17 protein-coding genes and 1 pseudogene are annotated in these 23,638 nt (G+C 59.8%); 4 read left to right on the top strand and 14 right to left on the bottom strand.

Translation table 11 applies throughout. The annotated features are described in order from the left end of the window. Nucleotides 1-14 precede the first annotated feature (14 nt). From F6X24_RS06795 to dapF, 13 genes and pseudogenes are all read right to left on the bottom strand, one after another. A complete protein-coding gene (locus F6X24_RS06795; protein WP_151087285.1) occupies nt 15-440 on the bottom strand; it encodes a hypothetical protein in 426 nt (141 codons plus the stop codon). Between the two features lie 123 nt (nt 441-563). Further along, nucleotides 564-992 carry a hypothetical protein gene (locus tag F6X24_RS06790; RefSeq protein ID WP_151087284.1) on the bottom strand — a complete coding sequence of 143 codons (429 nt, stop codon included), beginning with the start codon at nt 990-992 and terminating at the stop codon, nt 564-566. A gap of 188 nt (nt 993-1,180) precedes the next feature. Next, nucleotides 1,181-2,596 (bottom strand): S1C family serine protease, encoded by a 1,416-nt coding sequence (locus F6X24_RS06785; RefSeq protein ID WP_229725402.1) that lies wholly within the window; start codon nt 2,594-2,596, stop codon nt 1,181-1,183. A 313-nt stretch (nt 2,597-2,909) separates the two neighbouring features. Next, complete coding sequence (locus F6X24_RS06780; RefSeq protein WP_151087283.1) at nt 2,910-3,356, bottom strand: Hsp20/alpha crystallin family protein; 447 nt, start codon at nt 3,354-3,356, stop codon at nt 2,910-2,912. Nucleotides 3,357-3,576: 220 nt separating this feature from the next. Then, complete coding sequence (locus F6X24_RS06775) at nt 3,577-4,455, bottom strand: hypothetical protein (protein ID WP_151087282.1); 879 nt, start codon at nt 4,453-4,455, stop codon at nt 3,577-3,579. 25 nt (nt 4,456-4,480) lie between these two features. Then, nucleotides 4,481-5,689, bottom strand: coding sequence for a M20 metallopeptidase family protein (locus F6X24_RS06770; protein WP_394349937.1), 1,209 nt, complete (start codon nt 5,687-5,689; stop codon nt 4,481-4,483). 135 nt (nt 5,690-5,824) lie between these two features. Further along, nucleotides 5,825-6,406, bottom strand: a complete 582-nt coding sequence (locus tag F6X24_RS06765; RefSeq protein ID WP_151087281.1) for a hypothetical protein — start codon at nt 6,404-6,406, stop codon at nt 5,825-5,827. After that, complete coding sequence (deoC, locus tag F6X24_RS06760; RefSeq protein ID WP_151087280.1) at nt 6,387-7,052, bottom strand: deoxyribose-phosphate aldolase; 666 nt, start codon at nt 7,050-7,052, stop codon at nt 6,387-6,389. The genes F6X24_RS06765 and deoC overlap by 20 nt, the downstream gene beginning before the upstream one ends. A gap of 153 nt (nt 7,053-7,205) precedes the next feature. Next, nucleotides 7,206-10,624, bottom strand: a pseudogene (secA, locus tag F6X24_RS06755) (preprotein translocase subunit SecA). A 227-nt stretch (nt 10,625-10,851) separates the two neighbouring features. Further along, nucleotides 10,852-12,030, bottom strand: coding sequence for a UDP-galactopyranose mutase (gene glf / locus F6X24_RS06750; RefSeq protein ID WP_151087279.1), 1,179 nt, complete (start codon nt 12,028-12,030; stop codon nt 10,852-10,854). A gap of 121 nt (nt 12,031-12,151) precedes the next feature. Continuing rightward, complete coding sequence (locus F6X24_RS06745; protein WP_151087278.1) at nt 12,152-13,369, bottom strand: glycosyltransferase family 1 protein; 1,218 nt, start codon at nt 13,367-13,369, stop codon at nt 12,152-12,154. A gap of 136 nt (nt 13,370-13,505) precedes the next feature. Next, the gene (locus F6X24_RS06740; RefSeq protein ID WP_151087277.1) at nt 13,506-14,078 is read right to left on the bottom strand and encodes a GNAT family N-acetyltransferase; all 573 of its coding nucleotides are present in this window, start codon (nt 14,076-14,078) and stop codon (nt 13,506-13,508) included. 41 nt (nt 14,079-14,119) lie between these two features. Continuing rightward, complete coding sequence (gene dapF / locus F6X24_RS06735; RefSeq protein ID WP_151087276.1) at nt 14,120-14,917, bottom strand: diaminopimelate epimerase; 798 nt, start codon at nt 14,915-14,917, stop codon at nt 14,120-14,122. 136 nt (nt 14,918-15,053) lie between these two features. Here dapF and F6X24_RS06730 point away from each other — a divergent pair, with 136 nt between their 5' ends. Genes F6X24_RS06730 through F6X24_RS06715 form a run of 4 tightly spaced genes read left to right on the top strand, consistent with a single transcriptional unit; the run spans nt 15,054 to nt 21,655 of the window. Further along, nucleotides 15,054-16,517, top strand: a complete 1,464-nt coding sequence (locus F6X24_RS06730; RefSeq protein ID WP_151087275.1) for a DUF3375 family protein — start codon at nt 15,054-15,056, stop codon at nt 16,515-16,517. A gap of 15 nt (nt 16,518-16,532) precedes the next feature. Then, nucleotides 16,533-17,120 (top strand): DUF4194 domain-containing protein, encoded by a 588-nt coding sequence (locus F6X24_RS06725; protein WP_151087274.1) that lies wholly within the window; start codon nt 16,533-16,535, stop codon nt 17,118-17,120. Next, nucleotides 17,104-20,517 carry an ATP-binding protein gene (locus tag F6X24_RS06720; protein WP_151087273.1) on the top strand — a complete coding sequence of 1,138 codons (3,414 nt, stop codon included), beginning with the start codon at nt 17,104-17,106 and terminating at the stop codon, nt 20,515-20,517. The genes F6X24_RS06725 and F6X24_RS06720 overlap by 17 nt, the downstream gene beginning before the upstream one ends. Beyond that, nucleotides 20,510-21,655 (top strand): Wadjet anti-phage system protein JetD domain-containing protein, encoded by a 1,146-nt coding sequence (locus F6X24_RS06715; RefSeq protein ID WP_151087272.1) that lies wholly within the window; start codon nt 20,510-20,512, stop codon nt 21,653-21,655. The genes F6X24_RS06720 and F6X24_RS06715 overlap by 8 nt, the downstream gene beginning before the upstream one ends. Nucleotides 21,656-21,663: 8 nt before the next feature. Here the strand turns inward: F6X24_RS06715 and F6X24_RS06710 are convergent, their stop codons facing one another. Further along, nucleotides 21,664-23,535: a peptidoglycan D,D-transpeptidase FtsI family protein gene (locus F6X24_RS06710; protein ID WP_191906483.1), complete on the bottom strand. Its 1,872-nt coding sequence runs from the start codon at nt 23,533-23,535 to the stop codon at nt 21,664-21,666. Nucleotides 23,536-23,638: the final 103 nt, after the last annotated feature.

Here is a 23,638-nt window from a genome sequence, read left to right as displayed (position 1 = left end):
TGGCCGGGCCGGCCTCAGCGCTGCTGTGCCAGCCAGGCCAGCGCCTCGCTTTCCTGATTGAAGTAGCAGTAATGCCCGTCTTGCAGCGAGCCCAGGCGCATATTCTCTCTCAGGGCGGGGTTGGTGCGGGCCAGCTCCTGGTTTACCATGGCGAAGTAGGCCAGCCACACCGGACGGCCCAGCACCAGGGGCAGCTGCGGGCCAAACTCCTCCCGAAACCACAGGGCGGCGTCGGTATCGATGGCTACGCGGCGGCGCACATCGAGCAACCAGTGGCAGCAGTTGTCGTGGGCAATGGCAGCGGCCAATAATGCGTGGTAGTGCGCCTTCAGCTCGTCGAGCGTTACCGGGCGCAGCCAGCGCCCGATGAGCATACGCTGCTCGGGGCGATATTCCAGCGAGAAGCTATCAGGAGAATAGGTAGTAGCGTGGGGTACCATACCAGCAGCAAAATGGAACGACAGGCATAAAGGTAGCTCTCACGCTTTGAGGCGCGCCAGCAACCTGCCCTGAAACGGGCGCCCAGGCAACGTAGCTGCCAGCAGCGCTTCAACAGCTGCTTTTTAGTCCTTCTCCTGCTGGCGGTGATACAGCAGCCAGTCACGGGCAGCGCCTTCGTTGTTAAAGAAGTACGGATAAAACTCTTCCTGAGCGTGCTGGCGCAGGCGTACCTGGGTGGCAATGCTTTCGATATCGGCTCGGTTTTGCTCGGTAGCTACGCAGGCCAGAAATACCGGCCGACCCAGTACCTGCACTACTTGCTTCGACAAGAGGTTATCAAACCACTTTTTAAAGGCCGGCGGGTGCCAGGTGCGCTCACGCAGGTCGAGCAGCCAGAACCGGCAGTGGTCAGCTTTCAGCGCTGCTTCAACCAGCAGCTCAAATACTTCCGGCAGGTCTGGTTCGGCATGGTTGCGCCGCCAGCGGCCTACAAGCACCCCCTCTTCGGCTTCATAAGTAATGGCAAGCGACTCAGCAGGGGAAGCAGGCATAGCACAACGGCGCAGAATTCAGGCAATAAGCAACAAGGTACGACCGGTTCAGGCGCGGGTCTTCTTTTATGCGGGAAAAGAACTCATTACATAGTATTTTTACTATATTTATAATGTAATCCGCCCAACTAAAAAGCCCTTTGCCAGGCATTGGCAAAGGGCTTTTTAGTTTTAAGCTGGCTTACTTCCTACTCGCGGCCGATGGGATAGTACGCCTTGCGGCCATCGGGATACACCCCTTCTACGAGGGCACCCGAGTTATCCTTGGCCTGGTCGAGGTAGGCCTGCACGTCGGCGGGCTTGCGCACCACGTTCTTATCAATGCGCGTGATGATAAAGCCATCGGCCATGCCGGTTTCCTTAAAATTGCTGCCTTTGATACCCGAAACCTGGGCACCACCCTCAATACCCAGCATATTTTGCAGCCGTGACGCTACCGGCGCTACTTTGGCGCCCTCGTAGCTGATAGCAGCATCGGCGGGTAGCTCGTGCACTACGGCCGTCGTATTGGCGGCATTGTAGAGCGTAGCCGTGGCTACCTCCTTGTTGCCACCGCGCAGATACCCCACCTTAATGCGGTCGCCAGGGCGGAAGCGGGCTACCTGCTCCTGCAGCTGCGAGGCCGTGTTTACGGGCACGCCGTTGATATCGGTAATAATATCGCCGATTTTCAGGCCCGCCGCCGCAGCGGCGCTCTTCTCGCCCAGACCCTGCACGTACACCCCGTTGAGGGTATTAAGCTTCTTCTCGGAAGCCAGCTTAGCGTCGACTTCCTGAATGCGCACGCCGAGCAGCGCCCGCTGTACTACTTTGTATTTGAGCAGGTCATCTACCACCTTGCTCACGATGGAGCTGGGCACGGCGAATGCGTAGCCTTCAAATGAGCCGGTGTGCGACGAGATGGCCGAGTTGATGCCGATGAGGTCGCCAGCGGTGTTTACGAGCGCGCCACCCGAGTTGCCGGGGTTTACCACGGCATCGGTTTGGATGTACGACTCTACGCCCATGTTCTGGTCGCGACTCAGAATGCCGATGCTGCGGCCCTTAGCCGAGATGATGCCGGCGGTTACCGTTGAGTTCAGGTTGAAGGGATTGCCCACGGCCAGCACCCACTGGCCCACTTTCACCTCATCGGAATTACCATACTTCACGAAGGGCAGGTTATCAGCCTTCACTTTCAATACGGCCAGGTCGGTGCTGGGGTCGGCCCCCACCAGTTCGGCATCGAACTTGCGCTTGTCGTCCATCACCACCGTGATTTTCGACGCTTTATCAATCACGTGGTTATTGGTGACGATGTAGCCGTTGGCGGCAATAATTACGCCCGAGCCGGAGCCTTCGCCCCCACCCTGCGGCTCACGCTGCCCGCGCAGTTGCCCATCAAACTGGTCGCCGAAGAACTGACGCAGGAAGGGGTCCATCTGCATCATGCGGCTCTGCTGCTGGGGCTCGGCCTTGTACTCGGTCATTACGTGCACTACGGCCGGCGTTACGGCCGCCGCCGCCGCCACAAAATTGAGGCCTTCCGGGGCCGCGTAGGCGCTGCTGCGCATAGCCGAGGTGTAGCGCACCTGGGGGTCGGAAGCTACGGTAGCCTGAGCCACGTTGCCCGGCTCGGCTTCCAGCAGCTTGTATCCCCCACGGCCACGCCGCCGCCCAGAATGGCGGAAGTCAGCAGGCCGAGCATCATGTTTTTAGCTTGCATTGGGGTTAAGTTAAAATGGTAAAAAAGAAAGTCAGGTTAAGAATACGCACTCGCCGACACCACCATATTACCCGCACAACAGGCGGGAGGTTTTTCAGCCAGACCATGCAACGCCAAAAAGAGGCGTTGTAGTGCCCAAAGGTTGCCAGCGAAGCGTTTATATGCAAGCCTCAGGCCAAAAAAGGCACCTTTGGAGGTGCCTTTTCGCCGGTTTAGCGCACTTCAATGTGCTGCTTGGTTACCTTCTCGGTGTCGAAAGGCAGGGTCACGCGCAGCAGCCCGTCGGACAGTTCGGCGCTGATGTCTTTTACATTCACCGTCTCGGGCAGGCGAAAAGCCCGGCGGAACTCACCAAAGCGGGTTTCGACCCGGCGCAGCTGGGGCACATTCTCGCCCTCGGTAGCCGGGGCCGGACGGTTGCCGCTGACCACCAGTTGGCCGTCCTGAAAATCGATACTAACGGCCTCTTTGGCTACGCCCGGCAGCGCCAGGTGCAGCTCAAAGCCCTGGGCCGTTTCGAAGATGTCGGCGGCGGGCACAAAGGAGGTTGAAGGCTGGGGTGCGGCCGGCTGCGCATCGCGCAGCAATTCGCTCAGCATGGTGTTAAAGGCACGGGCTGGGCGTTGAGCGGGCAGGGAATTATACAATAAAGTAGCCATGATAAAAGAAAGATGTTAAGGGAAAATGCCAGCCGTACAACCGGCGGCACGCCTTACCTTCCTTAAAATTCATGCCGACTAACCTATACTGACATTATGGCTATTATTTCTAACACTCAACTTATAACATCCGTCTTACCTGGCGTAAAATATGCCACAATTGTCTTTAATCGAGCTAAATTACGCCACTTCTATCAGTCATTATGTCATCATCAGCAGTCTAGTGCTGCGTTGGTAACTGCTGGCGCGTGGGCTTTCCACCAGTAGGCAGCAACGTAAAGCGCACCTCTAGGCCTACCGTCGGATACACATTGTTATCCTTGCCACCGCTAACCTGCATATTGTTTTTATCGTATTGCGGCTCTGACAAGAAGTAGATGGTCTGGTAAGCAAACCAGGGGGTTAAATCTAGGTGCGGCGACATGCGCACCCCCACCTCAGCGCGCAGGCTGGTGTACTGAATAGTACGCTCATTAAGGTCACCTTCCGCTTTTTGCAGGCGCAGGTGCGTGCTGGCTTCGTAGCTCAGGCGGGGGCGCAGGGCCAGGCCGGCAGCCGCATCACTGGTCAACGGGTAGAGGCGCTCTATATCGACGCGCAAGCGCGTCCAGTTTTGGCCCGCTGGTCCGCTGCCGCCATAGGTCGGCGAGTTGAACGGAAGCTGGCGCTCCAGGCTCAGCCGCTGCCCAAAGGTAAACCCGCCAAAAACAGGCGAGCGATGGCGCACCAAAAGCTCGGGCGCTATAATATCGTAATAGCGCTGATTCAGACTGCTGCCAGACTCGTAGCGGGCGGTAGCTCCCCAGCTCCAGTTGGAGTTCCAGAAGTGCTCGTAACCTAGCGTTACGCGGCGAGCAGAAAAGCCCAGACGGCGGGCGGCAGCGGCATCGGTGTCATACTCGCCCCGCAGCGCCAGCAGCAGGTAATCGCCGTTGCGCAGGGCCAATTCTCCCTGTAGCTCAGGCCAAAGCTGCGCGGCCTGCACCGAGCGCAAGGTGGCGTTGGCATCGTAAGGCGGCGTAGTAGTCTGGGCAGTGGCCGTCCGGCCAGCCCCAAGCAGACAGCCAGCAAGGCACAGCGATAACGCAAAACGATTCATATTATATTTATTATATAATAATTTTTTACAATAAATCTAGTTCCTGCAGAGTTACCCAAGCCATTAGCCCCGCGCCGATACTCAGTGCCTGCTCATCGATATCGAAGATGGGTGTATGCACCGAAGCGGCAAAGCGGCCATCGGCGGCGCGGGTACCCAGGCGATAGAAGCACGCCGGCGCAGCCTGCGAGAAGTAGGCAAAGTCTTCGGCGGCCAGCCACTGGTCGAGCTCAATCACGTTTTCGGCCCCCAGGTAGTGCTCGGCAGCAGCCCGCACGCGGGCAGTTACGGCGGGGTTATTGTCGAGACAGGGGTAGCCGCGCCGGATTTCCAGCTCGCACACGGCACCCATGCTGGCCGCGAGGCCTTCGCACAGCTGCCGCAGGTGCTGATGGGCTTCGTCGCGCCACTGCTCGTCGAGGGTACGAAACGTGCCTTCGATAAATACCTCGTCGGGAATAACGTTGGTAGCGCCGTTGGCGATGACTTTGCCGAAGCTCAGCACCGACGGCAGCTTGGGGTTGGCGCGGCGGCTCACAATCTGCTGGGCCGCCACGATGAGGTGAGCCGCTACCAGCACGGGGTCGAGGTTGAGCTCGGGCATGGCGCCGTGACCGCCTTTGCCCTTTATTTTCAGATAAAGCTCGTCGGTACTGGCCATGTAGCGGCCCGAGCGCACGCCAATCTGCCCCACCGGCAGGCGCGGAAATACGTGCTGGCCAATAATTTCAGCTGGTGCGGGGTTTTCGAGCACGCCGTCTTTTATCATCAGCGAGGCTCCGCCGGGCAGCAACTCCTCACCGGGCTGAAATAGCAGCTTTACAGTGCCTTTGAAGTGAGCCCGCTGCTCGCTGAGCAGGCGGGCGGCCCCAAGCAGGCAGGTGGTGTGCACGTCGTGCCCGCAAGCGTGCATCACGCCGGCGTTGGCCGACTTATACGGCACCTCACTCAGCTCCTGGATGGGCAGGGCATCCATATCGCCGCGCAACGCCACTACCGGGCCGCCCGGCTGCCCTTCGATGAGCGCCACTACGCCCGTACCCGCCACCCGGTAGGGCTGTAGCCCCATCGCCAGCAGCTGACTGGTAACGAAGGCCGCCGTTTCATTTTCCTGGAACGAGAGCTCGGGGTGAGCGTGCAGGTGGCGGCGCAGGGCCGATAGCTCGGGGGCCAGGGCAGCGGCGCGGGCCCGAATTGTCTGAACCCCAGGCTGGGCGGATTGGTCGGATTTCACGGATTTTGTGGGCGGCTCTTAACCGCAGTACTGAAGCTGTTTAGGAAGCATAGACACGGCTTTACGGATTCTCTACGGAAAAGCAATCGTTTACAAAATTCGTGAAATCCGTTAAAATCCGTGCTAATCAGTGGTCTACGGCACCTTATTGAGCAGCACCTGCATGGGCTCCAGCTCGGCGCGGGGCACAAACTGCCGCACCCGCTGCAAGCCGCGCTCAGCCTCCAGCCGGGTCAGGTAGTCGCCCACGTAGAGCCGGTACACGGGCTGCTTAAAGGTAATGTAGTCGGTTTCGTCGGGGTAGCGGGCAATAATCTGCCGGCGAATGTTCATCACCTGGTCGCGCTCCAGGCCCAGGTAAGCGCGCACGCGGTAGCCGCTGGCATACTTCACATTCTGGTTGGTAAACGCCTGGTCGCGCAGGCGCTGCTCCAGCTGCGCATTTACCTGGTTGGTGGGCGCGGGCGCAGCGGCTTTAGCTGAAGGCGCACCCGGCAGAGCGGCAGCCGGTGTCGGAAGCGGGCCCGTAGCCACGGGCAGCGCAAATACCGGCCGATACTTCGTCAGGTTCTCGACGGGGCCGGCCGGGCTGGGCTTGTGCGTTGTATCAACCGGCGCCTGGGCACGGGCGGTGGGGGCGGCTGGGGCCGTAGCCGCGCAGGCCGCCAGCAGCGGTACACTCAACAGCAGCACAGCTTTACGAAGGCGTAGATTCATCTTCCTGCAAAATTGCCAGACTATTAGAAGTACCTAGCCGGTCGGCCCCGGCGGCCAATAACGCCTCGGCCTGCGCCCGCGTGCGGATGCCCCCACTGGCCTTGATGCGCACCGCCGCCGGCAACACGCGGCGCAGCAGCTCCACATCAGCCACGGAGGCGCCCCGGCTGGCAAAGCCGGTGCTGGTTTTCACAAAATGCGCGCCAGCCTCGGCACAAAGCCGGGCAGCGGTTTCCATCTCCTGTTCGGTAAGCAGGGCCGTTTCGATAATGACCTTGAGCACCGAGCTGTGCACGTCGGCCAGGTCGGCCAGGTCTTCAATTTCGGCCTTCACCGAGTCGAGCTGGCCCGACTTCAGAAGCGAGACATTCAGCACCACATCCAGCTCAGTTGCACCTTCGGCCATCGCAATTTCAGCTTCCCGAAACTTCACCCGGCTGCTGCTGTAGCCCAGCGGAAAGCCAATAACCGTGCACACGGCCACGCCCGAGCCGCTGAGCTCGCGGGCGGCCAGCGCCACGTGGCACGGCGGCACGCAGGCGCTGGCAAAGCCGTACTGCCGGGCCTCCTGGCAGAGCTGAGTTATCTGCGCTTCGGTGCAGTCGGGCCGCAACAGGGTATGGTCGAAGGTAGCGGCGAGGTTCATTCAATAAGAGCTTAAAAGGGCTTAAAGCAGAACGCCATGTCGGGCCGGCTGAATCATCTCGCTTGTGGTAGCAACCAAAACCGCTAAACGATTAAGGTTACTGCGGCCCGCGAGATACATTAGCAGGTCCGGCATGACGTTCTGCTTATTTCTTTAATCTACCAGCACGCAGCGCTGGGCCAGCACGTCCTGCTCTACGGTTTTGTACTTTACGTCGCGCACTACGCGGCCGTCCATGTACTGCACGCTTACCTTATCGTTGCGATTGGCAATTTTCTGGCTACGAGCGGGCTCCTGCCTGATGGGCGGGGCCAGGCCCAGCTCAGCGGCCTGGTCGAGGTCTTCCTGCCCGGCCCGAGCGATACGTCCGACACCGCTTTCTCGGCTTTGAGCTTGGGCATTGGGGCCGGAGCAGGCAGGTCGTCTTCGTAGTAGAACTCGGGCTCGGCAAAACCGGCTTCGGCGGCTACTGGTACATCGGCCTTGAAGAGGAAGCCGGCGGTACCGTGGTTTACCTTGGCCAGCATGCGCTTGAACAGCTCAAAGGCCTCAAACTTGTACACCAGCAGCGGGTCTTTCTGCTCGTACACCGCGTTTTGCACCACCTGCTTAAGGTCGTCCATCTGGCGCAGGTGCTGGGTCCAGGCTTCGTCGATGGTCGAGAGCACGGCGCCTTTCTCCATCTGCCGGATGATGTCGAGGCCGTTGCTGGCCTGAGCCTTACGCAGGTTGGCAATTACCTGGGTGTGCTTGTGGCCATCGGTAAACGGGATGGCGATGTTTTCGTAGGGCGTATTCTGGCTCAGCAGGTCGTTTATCATCGGCAGCGCGTTCTGGCCGATGTGCTCGTTTTTGCTTTCGTAGTAGCCGGTGGCCTCGTCGTAGAGTTTCTGGGTGAGGCGCTCGGCGGGCAGAGCTGCAAATTCCTGGGCCGTGATGTGCGTATCGTAGCCGAAATCCTTGATGATGGACAGCTTGAAATCCTCGTAGTCGTTCGTGATTTTATGACCGGCGGCAATGTCCTCGCTGACGTCATATACCATATTCAATATATCCAACTCCAGGCGCTCGCCGAAGAGGGCGTTGCGGCGGCGGCGGTACACCACCTCGCGCTGGGCGTTCATCACGTCGTCGTACTCGAGCAGGCGCTTGCGGGTGCCGAAGTTATTTTCCTCGACTTTCTTCTGGGCGCGCTCAATACTCGACGTAATCATCGAGTGCTGAATCACTTCGCCTTCTTCCATGCCCATGCGGTCCATGAGCTTAGCAATGCGCTCCGAGCCGAACAGGCGCATCAGGTTGTCTTCGAGCGAGACGAAAAACTGCGACGAGCCGGGGTCGCCCTGGCGGCCGGCGCGGCCCCGCAGCTGGCGGTCGACGCGGCGGCTTTCGTGGCGCTCGGTACCGATGATGGCCAGGCCGCCCGCCTCCTTGGAGGTTTCGCGCAGCTTGATGTCGGTGCCCCGGCCAGCCATATTGGTGGCGATGGTCACAGTGCCGGGGTAGCCGGCAGCGGCTACAATCTCGGCTTCGCGCTGGTTCTGCTTGGCGTTCAACACCTGGTGCTTGATGCCGCGCAAGCGTAGCATCCGGCTTACCTGCTCGGAGATTTCAACCGAGGTCGTACCCACGAGTACCGGCCGGCCGGCCGTTACCAGTTCCTCGATTTCTTTGATGACAGCTGCATACTTCTCACGCACCGTGCGGTACACCTTGTCGTGGTCGTCCTTGCGCGAGATGGGCCGGTTGGTCGGAATCACCACCACGTCGAGCTTATAGATTTCCCATAGCTCGCCCGCCTCGGTTTCGGCTGTGCCCGTCATGCCGGCCAGCTTGTGGTACATGCGGAAGAAGTTCTGCAACGTCACCGTGGCGTAGGTCTGGGTGGCATCCTCGATGCGCACGCCTTCCTTGGCCTCGATGGCCTGGTGCAGGCCGTCGGAGTAGCGGCGGCCTTCCATTACGCGGCCGGTTTGCTCGTCGACAATCATCACCTTGCCTTCCTGGCTCAGGATATACTGGTCGTCGCGCTCAAACAGGGTGTAGGCTTTCAGCAGCTGGTTTACGGTGTGCACCCGCTCGCTCTTCTCCTGGTAGTCCGACATCAGCTGCTCTTTCTGCTGGAGCTTTTCTTCGGCCGTGAGGGCCTCGGCCTTCTCGATGTTGGCGATTTCGACCCCGATATCGGGCATGATAAACAGGTGCGGGTCTTCGCCCTGGGCCGTAATCAGGTCGATGCCTTTCTCGGTCAACTCAATCTGGTTGTTTTTCTCGTCGATGGTGAAGAACAGCGGCTTATCAGCTTCCGGCATCTGGCGCGAGTTGTCTTGCAGGTAGAAGTTCTCGGCCTGCTGCAGAATCACGCGAATGCCGGGTTCCGACAAAAACTTGATGAGCGGCTTGCTTTTGGGCAGGCCGCGGTAGGCACGGAACAGCATAAGACCGCCGTCGCCGGTTTTGCCACCTTCCTCGGCGCCGGTTTTGCCTTCAGCAATGAGCTTGCGGGCCTGCACCAGGTAGTTCTGCACCAGCTTTTTCTGCTCATCCACCAGGCGCTGGATGCGGGGCTTTAGCTGCAGAAACTCGTGCACGTCGCCCTTGGGCACGGGGCCCGAGATGATGAGCGGCGTCCGCGCATCGTCAATCAGTACCGAGTCCACTTCGTCGACCATTGCATAGTGGTGCTTGCGCTGCACCAGCTCCGAAGGGTCGCGGGCCATGTTGTCGCGCAGGTAGTCGAAGCCAAACTCGTTGTTGGTGCCGTAGGTGATGTCGGCCAGGTAGGCGTTGCGGCGCGCATCGGTGTTGGGCTGGTGCTTGTCGATGCAGTCTACGGTGAGGCCGTGAAACTCGAACAGCGGCGCGTTCCACTCCGAGTCGCGCTTGGCCAGGTAGTCGTTCACCGTTACGAGGTGCACGCCGCGCCCGCCCAGCGCATTGAGGAACGCGGGCAGGGTCGACACGAGCGTTTTACCTTCACCAGTGGCCATCTCGGCGATTTTGCCCTGGTGCAGCACCACGCCGCCAATGAGCTGCACATCGTAGTGCACCATGTCCCAGGTAATCTCGGCCCCGGCCGCCAGCCACTTGTTGCTCCACACAGCCTTATCGCCCTGGATGGTCACGTTGGCCTTGGTGCGGGCAATCTCGCGGTCCATATCCGTAGCCGTTACCGTCAGCTGGCCGTTCTGGGCGTAGCGGCGGGCGGTTTCCTTTACAATGGCGAAGGCCTGGGGCAGTACATCGGTCAGAGCGGTTTCGAGCTCTTTGTTGCGCTGCTTTTCGAGCGCGTCAATCTGGTCAAAAATCTGCTCTTTCTTCGTTACATCGAGCTGCGGCTGCGCGTCAATCTGACCCTGCAAACTGGTAAGCTGGCTGTCGATACCCGCCAGCTTGCTATCTACCTGCTGGCGGACTTCCTGGGTGCGCTGGCGCAGTTGGTCGTCGGTCAGGCCGGCCAGTTTGGCATATTCCGCATTAATGAGGGCCACGTAAGGCACCACGTCCTTGAGGTCCTTTTCTGCTTTGGAGCCAAATAGCTTGGCGACGGTTTTGCCGAGGAAATCTAACATTGGGTAAACAAAATAGCTAAAAAGACAGCGCGTATCGGGCAAATTTAAGGCCTACCCGCTAAACCGACCGGCTGGCCTTAAATTATAAAACCCTGCCCTCTCAAAAAGAGTGCAGGGTTTTACAGAACTGAACTATTGGCAGAGAAGTAGCGCGGGCTCTGCGAGTCCGCGCGTGGTATCGTTGCAGGTCGTTCTACGCGCGGACTCGCAGCGTCCACGCTACTACTTTACTCCTTGGCCGGCTCGCGGTTCACGAGCTTTTCCACCAGCGCAGTCGAGCCGGCGATGGCCGGGCGCACAGGCTTGGCGGCTTCTTCCTTCTCAGTCAGCTTCTTGTAGAGCGTAAGGGCCTGAGCCACCACCTGGTCCATATTGTAATATTTATATGTAGCCAGACGCCCTACAAAATGCACGCCCGGTGTTTCGTCGGCGAGCTTTTTGTACTTGGCATACAGCTCGGCGTTTTCGGACATGGGCACGGGGTAGTAGGGGTCGCCCTCGGCCTGCGGGTATTCGTACACGATGGCCGTTTTTGGGTGGCTCTGGCCGGTGAGAGCCTTAAACTCGGTGATGCGGGTGTAGGCGTGCTCGTTGGGGAAGTTCACCACCGGCGCGGCCAGGTGCTGCTCCTTGTTGAGGGTATCGTGCTTGAATTCGAGCGAGCGGTAGGGCAGCTTACCAAACTTGAAGTCGAAATACTCATCGACCGGGCCAGTGAAAATCATCTCCTTGAAGGGGATAAACTTAATCACCTCGTGATAGTCGGTATTGAGCATGATTTTGATGTTCGGGTGGTCGAGCATCTTCTCAAACATGCGGGTGTAGCCGTGCAGCGGCATGGCCTGGTAGGTATCGGTAAAGTACCGGTCGTCGCGGTTGGTACGGGTGGGCACACGGCTCGTCACCGACTTATCCAGCTGCGAGGGGTCGAGGCCCCACTGCTTGTTGGTGTAGTTCTTGAAGAATTTATTATACAGCTCACGCCCTACTTTGCTCACTACCACATCCTCCGACGTTTTGATAACGGGCACTTCTTCAGCCACCGACTCAAAAAACTGCTCTACCTCGAAGCTGGTTAGCTTCAGGCCATAGAGCTTGTTGATAGTGTCAAGGTTAATCGGCATCGGTACCAGCTGGCCGTCAACTGAGGCCAGCACGCGGTGCTCGTAGGGGCGCCAGTCGGTAAAGTTGCCCAGGTAGTCAAAAACATCTTTCGAGTTGGTATGAAAGATGTGCGGACCGTATTTGTGAATCAGAATGCCGTCCTCGTTATAATGGTCATAGGCATTACCCCCAATGTGGCTACGCTTATCAATGATGAGCACTTTTTTGTTGCTGCGGGTGGCTAGCCGCTCGGCCAGCACGCTGCCAGCGAAGCCGGCTCCAACGATGAGATAGTCGAACATGGGGAAATTATTATGAGGATGAGATTTATGTCTGTTTTACGTTGATTCGATTTACGGCGGCCATTTCCGGCCTTAAAGACAGTAGTAGCCTGGTGAAAGACTAGTGCCAGGCTACTGCTATTCAGGCTTTTTTGGCAAGCAGGCGCTTCTGCATCAGGTTCACCATATTTTGCCAAGTGAGGTCCCAGGAGATAGTAGCGAGGTAGTCGTCGGTGCGGGTGCGCCAATCGGCATCTTTCCCCTGCTCCAGGGCGTAGGCGATGGCTTTTCCGAAGTCCTTCGGGTCGTCGGCAATCTGCACCAGGTTGAGGTCGCCGTAGGGCCGCACCACGTCGCGGATGCTGGTGCTTACTACCGGCCGGCCGGCCGCCAGGTATTCGGGCGTTTTGGTGGGCGAGATAAATTCCGTGCTTTCGTTGCGGGCAAAGAGCAGCGTGGCTACGTCCCAGCCGCGCAGATAAGCGGGCAGCTCCTGATAGTTTTTGCCCCCCAGATAGTGAATATTCTCATTATGCGGCAGCGTGGCGGGGTCAATCTTCACTACTGGTCCGATGATAACGAACTGCCACTGGGGATGGTTCGTAGCGAGCTGGCCCAGCAGCTCGATATCGAGGCGCTCATCGACGACGCCAAAGAAGCCAATGCGCGGGTGCGCGATACCGGCCTGGTCGGCCGGCTCAGCCAGCTTGGGGTTGCGGGCCTGGCCGAAGTGCTCTTTGTCGATGCTGCTCGGGAAGGCATGGGCATCGTCGTGCTGCTCGCGCTTGGCTTCGTACAGACGCTGGCCGCCGGTAAAGACGAGGTCGGCCTGCCGAAACAGCTCCTGCTCGCGCTGGCGCAGTGCGGGCGGGGCAAACTTAAACTGGGCCAGCTCATCCATGCAGTCGTACACGGTGAGCACCGGGTGAAACTCCCGCGCCCGGCTCATGGCCATGGGCGTATAAATCCAGAAAGCGTAGGTATCGATGCCGTTATCAGCAAAAAACTTCTTCAGCACCGCTACCTGTGCCTGGTCACTGGCAGTGTCGTCGCCGCGCAGGCGATTGGGTAGATGTACAACCAATACTTTCACGCCATTCTGGCGCTCCTTCACTTCCAGGTGCGGCTCAATGAGGTCGTCGGCATGAAAGAAGGCATCTTCTACGTAAAAAACCCGGCCGTGCTGGGCAAAGCGTGAGAGCAGGTGCTGCGGGCGCTGCCACACAAAATCCCAATGCAGGTGTGCAAAGCAAACCAGGTCGGGCAGTAGATACGTAAAAGGGGTAGCGTCGGCTTGGCCCGCAGCCGGAGCGGTAGCGGCGGCACGCACAGGTGCCTCCGCCGGAGTAGAAAGCGGCATGAAATAAGACAGGAAAGAGCTTCTAAGAGCCTCCGCAACCGGGGAAAATCGTCCGGTGGGTAGCGCCTTGCCTGTTTTACGGAAAGCTCTACTAAAAGGATATGGCGGAGCTTAAAATGGTAGTTTTTCCGCCACTTTACCCCTGCGCACTCAGTATAAGCTGCAATTCGACGGCATTTTCCCAGCCACCCGGGGTATTTTTACGCAGCCAGTCGCGCCGCACGCCTAGCTGCCGAAAGCCCGCTTTCTCAAACAGCCTGATGCTCGGCAGGTTAGTCTCGGCCACGGTGCAGTATAGCTGATGCAGCTGCAAGGCTTGGCGAGCATAGAGCAACAGCAGCTGCAGCGCGGCCTGCGCATAGCCGCGCCGCCGGACGCTTTTCAGGATGGTGATACCCACGCCGGCCCGCTGGTGCAGCGCCGAGTACTCATATAAATCGAGGGTACCAACCGCCTGGCCGGCTTCAGCGTTGATAATCAACCGCATTTGGCCGGCTTCGGCCAGGCTGGCGGTGGCGTGGCGCAGGTATTCGCGCAGGGCGTGGCGCGAAACCGGGGCCGGCAGCACGTCTGACACTGCCCACAGCTCCGGGTCGTTTTCGAGCTGGAATAAAAACTCCAGGTCGTCGGGCTCCAGGGCGCGAAGCGTAACCTGAGCCGGCGGGCCGGGTTCGCAAGGCGGGCCGCCGGGCGCTGGCTGCTTATCCATAAGGCGTTATGCCGGCCAAGCCTGTAAAAACATGTTAAATATCATATATTTCCCTCAAAAACCCGCACGGCCGGGCCGCTCAGCCATACCTCGGTAAAGCGGCCATCGGGGTGCTTCTCGAATGATACTTCGAGCAGGCCGCCGGCAGCTTGCAGCTGCACGGGCGAAACCGCGCCGCGCATCGAGGCGGCCAGTGCTACGGCCGTGACGCCGGTGCCGCAGCTCAGGGTTTCGGCCTCCACGCCGCGCTCGTAGGTGCGCACGGGCCAGGGATGGGTGGGGTCGGCAGGAACCTCCACAAAATTGACGTTGGTGCCGGCCGGGTCATAGGCCTGGTCATAGCGAATATCGTGGCCGTGGCCATACACGTCGAAATCGGCCAGCGTATGCCCCTCTTCGGGGTCAAGAAAATGGATGTGGTGCGGCGAGCCCGTGTGCAGAAACACGTCGTGCTCCCCTACCCCGGCCGGCTGCGCGGCCGCTACGTCTATCATCTTCAGGCGCACGGTGCCATCGGCTTCCACACGCGCCTCGTGCGGGCCATCCACGGCCACAAAATGGGCTTTATTGGTAATGATGCCCAGGAACTTGGCAAAGGCAACCAGGCAGCGGCCACCATTGCCGCACATACTACTAGGGTGGCCGTCGGCATTAAAGTATACCATCTCGAAGTCGTAGCCGGCGCGGTTGCGCAGCAGCATCAGGCCATCGGCCCCGATACCGAAGCGGCGATTGCATAGAAAAGCCACGCGGGCGTGGTCGGTGGTGTCGAACTGCTCGGCCCGGTCGTCGATGATAACAAAGTCGTTGCCGGTGCCCTGGTATTTATGGAAGGTCATGCCGTAAAGTTCGGCAAAGGAACCCTGGCTTGTACTAGTTGCGCAAGCACAATCAATAAGGCTTGGCACAGAGCCATATTTTCACCTCAATCTTTCTTTATAAATTCACTTGTTTTTTATAAGTTTGGCGTCAGCCATGAAATATCCATTCTACCGCACGCTTTTCAGCCCCGACCGACCGGCTGTGTTCGTGCGGCTTATGCGCAGTCATAACGCACCGTTGGTGTTGTGCTTTTTGCAGGAAAGCTTCAAGGAGGGCAATTACTCGCCGGTAATAAGTGGCGAAAAGCTAGCGGGGATGCTAATCGATTTTCTCGATACGAACCAAGTCAGTGCTGAGGAAGGCGAACTTACTACGCTCGGCTTGCCGTATGAAGAACAAGCCACGCAGCTGCTGAAAAAATGGGTGCGTGACGGCTACCTCTCGCTTTACACTGATGAGCACGGGGCTGACCAGCATACGCTTACCCCCGAGCTGGAAAGCGTGCTGGACTGGGTGCATTCGCTGCTCGACAAACCGGCACACGTAGGCACCGAGTCCCGATTTCTGGACATTTTATATAAGCTGCGCGAGCTGGTGCAAAACTCCGGCGACGACTGGCGGGCCAAGGTAGCCGACCTCGAAAAGCAGAAAAGTGACCTCGAAAAGCAAATCCGCGAGTTAAAGCTGACCAAAACAGTGGTGACGTATGACGACGTGCAAATCACGGAGCGCTACCAGAATGTAAACGGACTGGCGCGGGGGCTGCTGCGCGATTTTCGGGAGGTAGAAAGCAATTTCCGCACGATTACGCAGCAGATTTACCAGCAGCAGTCGGCCGCCGGGCACACCAAGGGCAGCCTGCTGGGGCTGGCCCTTGACGCACTCGCTGACTTGCGCGAAACGCCGCAGGGCCGCAGCTTCGAGGCGTTTTACCAGCACCTCACCGACCCGCGCCAGAAAGCCGAGCTGGATGCACTGGTGCAGCAGCTATTCGAGCTGCTGCAAGCGCGGGGGCTGGCGGCGGGCGATGGCTTTCTGCGCAAAATCCGGTTTTATTTGCACGGCGAGGGTCAGAAGGTGAACGACTCGTTTCATGCCCTGGCCCGCAAGCTGGAGAAGATAGTATCGGAGAAAAACATGCGCGAGCGCCGCCGCTCGCTAACCCTAATCCAGGATATTCGCCGCTTGGCTTTCGAGGTGATGGACGCGCCGCCGCAGGACGCTGTTTTCCTGGAAATCAACGGCCGGGCCGACTATCATGCCAGCGAAACCAAAGAAATTCAGGAACTGGAAGAGCGCGAAAGTGGCATTATATACCGGCCGCTGGCGGTGGCGCAACAGGAAGCAACCGATTTTGTGCCCCTGGTGGCACCGCACGTAGTGGACAAAGCGGTGCTGCTGGCCAACATCGACCAGTTGTTGCGTGGCCGGCCGCAGGTAAGCCTACGTCAGGTAGTGGATACCTACGCCTTGCAGCACGGCCTAGCCGAGCTAATGACTTACGGCAGCATCGCGGCCACGTCCGAGAAGCACCTGCTCAACGACGCGCGCACTGAGGTATTCGTACTGGCGCCGGGGAGGGCCTGCGAGTTTCCCGAAATCATTTTCTGCCGCTAGCCTTACCTCAAGCCTATGCCCAAACCTTACGCTTCCGTTATCATCAAGCTGCTGCAAACGCACGCGTTGTACTCCGACGATGACCCGCAGTACTGGCAACATCTGCAAGACCACGAAGTGGCCGTGCGGGCATATTTCGAGCAAATCGGGGTAAGCCTTGACCTGAATCGGACCGATGGCTACGCCCGCCTCACGCAGCCTGCCCCGGTCGAGGACGACCCCACCCCGCCCCTGCGCCTGCTGCGCCGCGTGGGCCTCAGCTACGAGCAAAGCTTACTGTGCGTAGTATTGCGCGAATGGTTGGAAGAGCACGAAGCCAGCGCCCAGACGACTACCCGCCGCCTATTTGCGACACGGGTTGAAATCCGCGAGCGGGTAGAGCTGTTTTTTCACCAGCCTACCAATCGCAAGGCCTGGCTCAGCAAGTTGGATATAGTGATAGAAAAGCTGGAAACGCACGGCTTGCTGAAAGTAAACCGCCGCGACGATGCCCAGCCCGACCAGACGCAGTATGAGATAAAAGCATTGCTCAAGGCCAAAATCTCGCTCGAAAAACTCGAGGAATTCAAAGAAAAGCTGCAACGCCATGCTGAATCTGTTTGAGGAGCTAACCGGACCGTCCGGCTACCGGCTCCAGCGGCTGGAAGTGTTCAACTGGGGCACGTTTCACGAGGGGAGCACGCAAAAAGACATCTGGAGGCTGGAGCCCGGCGGCCAGAACACCCTGCTGACGGGCGCCAACGGCTCGGGCAAAACCACCCTGGTAGATGGCCTGCTAGCCTTGCTGGTGAACCCGGCAAAGCGGTTTTTCAACCAGTCGTCGGGCACGCAGAAGCGCACCGACCGCAGTGAAGAATCTTACGTGGAAGGCCATTACGGTCGCACCCAGGGCGAGGAGCAGCAAAAATCGCGGGTGGAGCAGCTGCGTAAGCGCGAGGGCACATATTCTATCATCCTGAGCGTGTTTACCAGTGCCAACAGCCTGCCCGTGACGCTGGCGCAGGTGCGCTGGTTCAACGCGGGCGGCTTGCAGCGGCGCTACCTCGTAGCCAAGGCCGAGCTAACTATTGCCGAGCACATTCAAGTTGGCTCGGGCGGGCAGTGGGTGAGCCAGCTGAAGAAGAAATTTGCCGACCGCGTGGTAGAGGATTTCGATACTTTCCCGAAGTACGCGGCAGCTTTTCAGCGCTTGTTTGGCATGCGTAGCGACAAGGCATTGACGCTGTTCAACCAAACCGTAGGCATGAAAGTGCTGGGCGACCTCGACGAGTTTATCCGCACCAATATGCTGGAAGAGAGCACCGCTGAAGCGGAGTTTGCGAAGCTGCTCGGCAACTACAATACCCTGCTTACGGCCTACCGTGCCCTCGAAAAAGCCCGCACCCAGCTGCACCTGCTGCAACCCGTGCACGACCAGAGCACCGAGTATGAGCAACTGCGACAGGCGCTGCACCAGCTACGGGCGCAGCAGCGCCTGCTGGAACCGTGGTTTGCAGAGCGGCAAGTGGCCTTGTGGGGCGCGGAAATAGCGCAGCAAGACCGGGGGTTGGACCAGCTCATCGACCTGCTGGGCCAGCAGGAAAGAACCCACGAGGCCACCGACACGCAGCGCGTGACCTTGGAAGTGCAGGTGGCGAATAACCAAGTGGCGCAGCAAATCCGTGACCTGAGCCGCGACATTAGCGAGCTGACCAAAAGCAAGGTTGAGAAGGAAAAAGACCTGCGGCGCTACAACAACCTGGCCCGTAGCCTGAGCTTGGTAGAAAACCCCGACGTGGGCACCTTCGCTGCCAATATCGAGCAGGCGTTACGCTTGCAGCGTGAGCTGCGTCAGACCAAGCAAACGCTGGACGACCAAAAATTTACGGCGCGCTCGACCATCGAAGTCCAGAAAAAAGAATTTGCCGGGCTGGCGGCGGAATTGAAGCAGCTTGAAAACAGCAGCGGCAAAATCACCCGCCGGCCGGCCGAAATCCGGCAGGAGATTCTGGCTGCCGTGGCGGCCAGCGAGGCCGAAATCCCCTTCGTGGCGGAGGTGATGCAGGTGAAGCCTGCCGAGCGCGCTGTATGGAACGACGCACTTGAAAAGCTACTTCACAGCACCGGTCTGAGCCTGCTGGTGCCCGAGCGGCTGTATTCGGGGGTGCGGGCCTACGTGCATGAGCAGCGCGACCTGCACGGCAAAATCGTGTTTCACCACGTGGAGCGCAAGGCCCCGCCCACGCTCTTCTCCGACGAGCGCACGGTGTGGGGCAAGCTCGAATTCAATCCCGACAGCGACTATGCGGCCTGGGTTGAGCACCATATTGCCACCCGCTTCGACCACCTCTGCACCGAAGACGCGGCGACTTTCGAGCGGGCTGATAAGGCACTGCTGCCCTCGGGCCTGGTACGCAACAAAAACCGCCACGAGCGCGACGACAGCCGCCGTCAGGACCATATCCTGGGCTGGGACAACCGCGAGCTGCGCCGCGAGCGCACCCGCCAAGCCCGCGCCTTGAGCGATGTCATCGATAAAGCCGAAGCCGGACTGCGCCGCCTGAACAAGGAAATTGAACAGGCCGAAGAGCAGGAAATCAAGCTCACTAGTTTTCTATTAGCACAGCAGTTTTCTAAAATCGACTGGCAGACCGACGCGCTGCAAATCCAGGAGCTTACTATCCGGCGCGATGCGCTGGAAAATGACAGTACCTCCCTAAAAACCATGCAGGAGCAGCTACGGGCGTTGAAAGAGGAACTGAAGCAGCAGGCCGGTGCCCGCGACCAAACCAAGCAACGGATTACGCGCACGGAGGACCTTCTGAAAACATTGCACCAGCAACGGCAAACGGCGCAGCGACAGCTGGCTTCCTTCGACTCCGAAAGCCTGACGGCTGGATTGACTAGCCTGCAAGAGCTAGCACAGGAGCTGGACGACCGGCTCAGCTATGTGCAGTTTGTAGCACAGAAGCAGCAGTTTGAGCAGGAAATTCAGCGGCGTATCAACAAGCAAAACGACCAGGTGCAGGCGCTGGCCAAGCAGATTTGTGAGGCGATGTACCACTTCCTCCATCCCGGCCCGGCCGTTACCGCCAAGTTCACAGATTGGGAAAGCGACACCCGAGAACTGCGCCCCGACATCGAGCGGCTGCCCGAATACCTTGACCACTACCAGCTTATTAAACACGAAAATCTGGTCGAGCTGGAAAGCCGCTTTCACGATGAGTTTAAGCGTGGCGTGACAAAAGCCCTCAGCGACTTTGTGACCTCGCTGGAAGAGCAGCACGAGCTCATCCGCGACACCATCGACCAGATAAACGAATCGCTGCGCGGCATTGCTTTCAACCTCAATCCTGATACCTACATCCAACTGGAGCGCACCGACTCGCCCCGGCCGCTCATTCATAAGTTTCGCTTCGAGCAGCTCCGAAACTGGCAGCCCGACCTGACCTTGCACGGCTTGGCCAGCAACCAGCGCGAAATCGAGATTGAGCACTTTGCCGCCGTCATTCAGCCCTTCATTCTGGCGCTGCGCGACCAGGAAAAATGGCGGCTTGAAGTAACTGATGTGCGCAACTGGTCGAGTTTCAAGGCCCGCGAATACTACCGGGCCGACAAGACTTCGAAGCAGGTGTACGAGAGCTCTGGCAGCCTCTCGGGCGGCGAGGGCGCGCAGCTGGCCTACACGGTGCTGGGCGCGGCCATCGCCTACCAGTTTGGCATCAACCGCGAAGCGGGCGGGCACCGTTCGTTCCGGTTTATCGTTATCGATGAGGCGTTTAGCAAGCTCGACGAAGACAAATCGGCTTACCTGCTCAAGCTCTGCGCCAGCCTGGGCCTGCAGCTGATGGTGGTGACGCCGCTAACCTCGCTGCACCTGCTGGAAAAAGACGTGCGCGTCATTCACTGGGTCACCAAAGCCAAGCAGGACCCGCGCCGCTCGGTAGTGCGCGACATCCCCATCCGGGTATACCAGGCCGAAAAAGAAGCGCTGCTGGCCGCCGAAGTCCTCCATGATTAGCCTGCCCGAGCTGTGCACCAAAGCCTTGCGCCAATACGTGCCCGTGCTGCGGGCACATTTGGCCGGCGAGAATCCGTTCCCCCTGCCGTTGCGGGCCAGCAAAGCGCTGGACCGCACGCAGGGTAGCGCTCATATTTATGAGCAGCAGGCGGAGCTTCTGGCGCACTCCAAAAACCGCACGGGTTCCGGTTACTGGCTCACTACCAGCCCCAACCGCAAAACCGGCCAGAGTGAAGTCAGCCGCATTGAATTCGAAACCCTGGCCGACTTCCTGAGCTTTATCGATAAGCAAGCGGAGTTCGACCTTTTCGTGGCCAATACCCGTCGCACGACCACCGAGTTGCCCGAGTTGCTGCCGCTGCTGCAACAATCGCCGCGCCTACTGCTGGACCACGCCGCCAACTGGGCCGGGCTGTTGACAGTGTGCGCCTATTTCCGGCAGCACCCGCAGCCCAATGAGTACGTGCGCAGCCTGCCGCTGGCCTTGCCCACCAAGTTTGTGGAGCAACACCAGGCGCCCCTGCGCTCGCTGCTCGACTGGCTGATTCCGGACTATGTGCGGGCAGAAGAAACCGATTTTTTCCGCCGCTTTCACCTGCTGCTGGAAGAGCCGGGCATCAAGCTCCGCTTTCTAGACGCGGCTCAGCGGCTGCACCCGGCCGTATCACAGGTAAGCTTATGGGTCAGCGAGTTTCGGAACCTGAATCTACCCGTGCGGCGGGTGTACATCATTGAGAACCTGACGTCTTTTCTGGCTTTCCCGCTAGCCGAAAAGGCGGTGGCTATCTGGGGCGGTGGCTTTGCCGTGAGTCTACTGGCGGGGGCCGATTGGCTGAGTGGTAAGCAACTTTTTTACTGGGGCGATATTGACGTGCACGGCTTTCAGATTCTGGCGCAGCTACGGGTACACTTTCCCGCCGCGCAGTCACTACTGATGGACGAAGGCACCTTTGCACAGTACCACAGCGGCGGAACAGGTGGGCATTTCACGCCCCAGACACTGGCGGGGCTGACTAGCAGCGAACAGCAGCTCTACCAAACGCTGCTGGCAACGAACGCGCGACTGGAACAGGAAAAACTACCGCTACGGTATGTAGCCATCGCCGTGCAGCAGACAATTACCACTGCCCCACACTAGGCATTACTTCAATGCCCCTGGCTGGCCAAATCGCCGCAGCGCAGCCAGTATTCCCACTTTTTGCGCCGGGGCGCGATTTTGCCGCGCAGGTATTTTTCCATGATGAGGGCGGCGCAGGGAGCCGCCGACAAGCCACCAAAACCAGCGTTTTCAATATATACGGCTACCACGATACGCGGCTGATTGGCCGGAGCAAACCCGGCGAAGGTGGCGTGGTCGTCGCCCTCATCGTTTTGCACCGTGCCGGTTTTGCCGGCCACCACGATGCCCACGTCGGCCAGGCTGGCCAGCTCGGCGGTGCCGCCGCGCTGCATGGCGGCCACCATGCCGGGCACAAGGGCCGCAAAGTTGGCGCTATCGACCAGGGTACGGTGGCGCTCGGTGAAGCGCGGCAGGGGCTGGCCCGTAGTGCCAATAGCCCGCACGAAGTGAGGCGTAATATACCAGCCCCGGTTGGCAATGATAGCCAACACGTTGGCCGTTTGCAAACCCGTGAGATTGATTTCTCCCTGCCCGATGCTGAGCGAGTAGATAGACTTAAACGTCCAATTGCGGGTACGGCGGGCCTTATCGTAATAAGCCGGCGTGGGCAGGAAGCCGGGCTGCTCATGGGCAATATCGACGCCCAGCAGTGTATCGAGGCCAAAAGACCTGACCTGCCGCCGCCAGGCAGCCAGGTGCGCGTGGCGCTGGGCCACGGTATCGGCAGGCGTGGCGGCCGAGTCGGGCCGCGGCTCAACCACCGCCCGCAGCACCTGGTAGAAATATGGGTTGCAGCTATACTTGAGCGCCATCGTGAGGTTGCGGGCGCGCGGGTGCGGGTGCACGCAGTTGATGAGCGACTGGTCGCAGGGAAACGAGGTGTTGGCGCTGGTGGCGCCGAGTTGCAAGGCCACGGCCGCATTGACGAGCTTAAACACCGAGCCGGGCGGGTTGGCCTGCACGGCGGGACGGTTGAGCAGGGGCTGGTCGGCGTTGCGCAGCAGCGCCACGCGCTCGGGGTTGCGGCCGGGCGCGGTGAGCGCGGCGGGGTCATAGGTGGGGGCCGATACGCAGCACAGGATTTCGCCGGTGCGGGGGTCAAGGGCCACGAGGTAGCCGCGGCGCTCGCCCAGCAGGCGCTCGGCATAGGCTTGCAGGTCGGCATCAAGGCTGAGGTGCAGGCTTTGACCAGGGCGGTAAACCGTATCAGCGGCCCAGCGGCCGTGCACGCGGCCGTGGCCGTCGGTAAGCGGATGGTAAGCCCCGCGGTGGCCGGCCAGCAGGCTATTATAATACCCCTCAATGCCGCTGTTGCGCAGACGGTAGTAGCGGCCGCGCTCCAGCTTTTTGGCCAGGTATAAAAACTGCTGGGCGGCGGCCGGCTGGTAGCCCAGCACCGGCGCCGCCACCTGCGTGAGGAAGCGGCGTTCGGGGCGGTGGCGCACTACCAGCCCCGGATACTCGCGGCGATGCCGCCGCAGGCTATCGGCTTCGGGGCGGGTGAGCGCCAGCTCGACCGGCCAGCGCTGGGGCCGGGGCGGCGCAGGGGCAGGCGGCGGCACAACCCCGGTCGAGTCGGGTACCGGGGCCGGCGGCAGCGGGCCGGCGGGCGGCCGGGCGGCGGCTACCCTGGCCTGCAACGCCCCGGCCGGCCAGCGCATTAAGATATTGAAAGCTACCGAATCGAGGGGCGGCCCGTGCGGCAGGCTCAGCGTGTATTGCACCTCATTGGTTACCAGCAGCGTACCGTGGCGGTCGTAGAGCCGGCCGCGCACTGGCTCGTACACTTCGCGGCAGTTCAGGTAGCTTGCGGCCGGGCTGGTGGGCAGAGCGGGCGAGGAGCACGCCGCCAGCCCGGCCAGGAGCAGGGCCAGCAAGCGCAGTATTTTTTGGTGCAAAAAGCCGGGCATCAGGTAAAGCTAGCGCCCTGCTGCCCAGCGCAGCTTAGTTATTCGCCCAAGCCGGGAGCTGGCCTTATGAAAGAAGCCGGTGGCACGGTAG

Origin of the sequence: Hymenobacter baengnokdamensis, assembly GCF_008728635.1 — a bacterium.
GTDB lineage: Bacteria > Bacteroidota > Bacteroidia > Cytophagales > Hymenobacteraceae > Hymenobacter > Hymenobacter baengnokdamensis.
This window is presented reverse-complemented; position numbering and strand designations above follow the sequence as displayed.

Coding starts and splice junctions, on each gene's coding strand:
- F6X24_RS06795 (WP_151087285.1), bottom strand. CDS start 440: ATGGTACCCCACGCTACTACCTATTCTCCTGATAGCTTCTCGCTGGAA.
- F6X24_RS06790 (WP_151087284.1), bottom strand. CDS start 992: ATGCCTGCTTCCCCTGCTGAGTCGCTTGCCATTACTTATGAAGCCGAA.
- F6X24_RS06780 (WP_151087283.1), bottom strand. CDS start 3,356: ATGGCTACTTTATTGTATAATTCCCTGCCCGCTCAACGCCCAGCCCGT.
- F6X24_RS06775 (WP_151087282.1), bottom strand. CDS start 4,455: ATGAATCGTTTTGCGTTATCGCTGTGCCTTGCTGGCTGTCTGCTTGGG.
- F6X24_RS06765 (WP_151087281.1), bottom strand. CDS start 6,406: ATGAATCTACGCCTTCGTAAAGCTGTGCTGCTGTTGAGTGTACCGCTG.
- deoC (WP_151087280.1), bottom strand. CDS start 7,052: ATGAACCTCGCCGCTACCTTCGACCATACCCTGTTGCGGCCCGACTGC.
- glf (WP_151087279.1), bottom strand. CDS start 12,030: ATGTTCGACTATCTCATCGTTGGAGCCGGCTTCGCTGGCAGCGTGCTG.
- F6X24_RS06745 (WP_151087278.1), bottom strand. CDS start 13,369: ATGCCGCTTTCTACTCCGGCGGAGGCACCTGTGCGTGCCGCCGCTACC.
- F6X24_RS06740 (WP_151087277.1), bottom strand. CDS start 14,078: ATGGATAAGCAGCCAGCGCCCGGCGGCCCGCCTTGCGAACCCGGCCCG.
- dapF (WP_151087276.1), bottom strand. CDS start 14,917: ATGACCTTCCATAAATACCAGGGCACCGGCAACGACTTTGTTATCATC.
- F6X24_RS06730 (WP_151087275.1), top strand. CDS start 15,054: ATGAAATATCCATTCTACCGCACGCTTTTCAGCCCCGACCGACCGGCT.
- F6X24_RS06725 (WP_151087274.1), top strand. CDS start 16,533: ATGCCCAAACCTTACGCTTCCGTTATCATCAAGCTGCTGCAAACGCAC.
- F6X24_RS06720 (WP_151087273.1), top strand. CDS start 17,104: ATGCTGAATCTGTTTGAGGAGCTAACCGGACCGTCCGGCTACCGGCTC.
- F6X24_RS06715 (WP_151087272.1), top strand. CDS start 20,510: ATGATTAGCCTGCCCGAGCTGTGCACCAAAGCCTTGCGCCAATACGTG.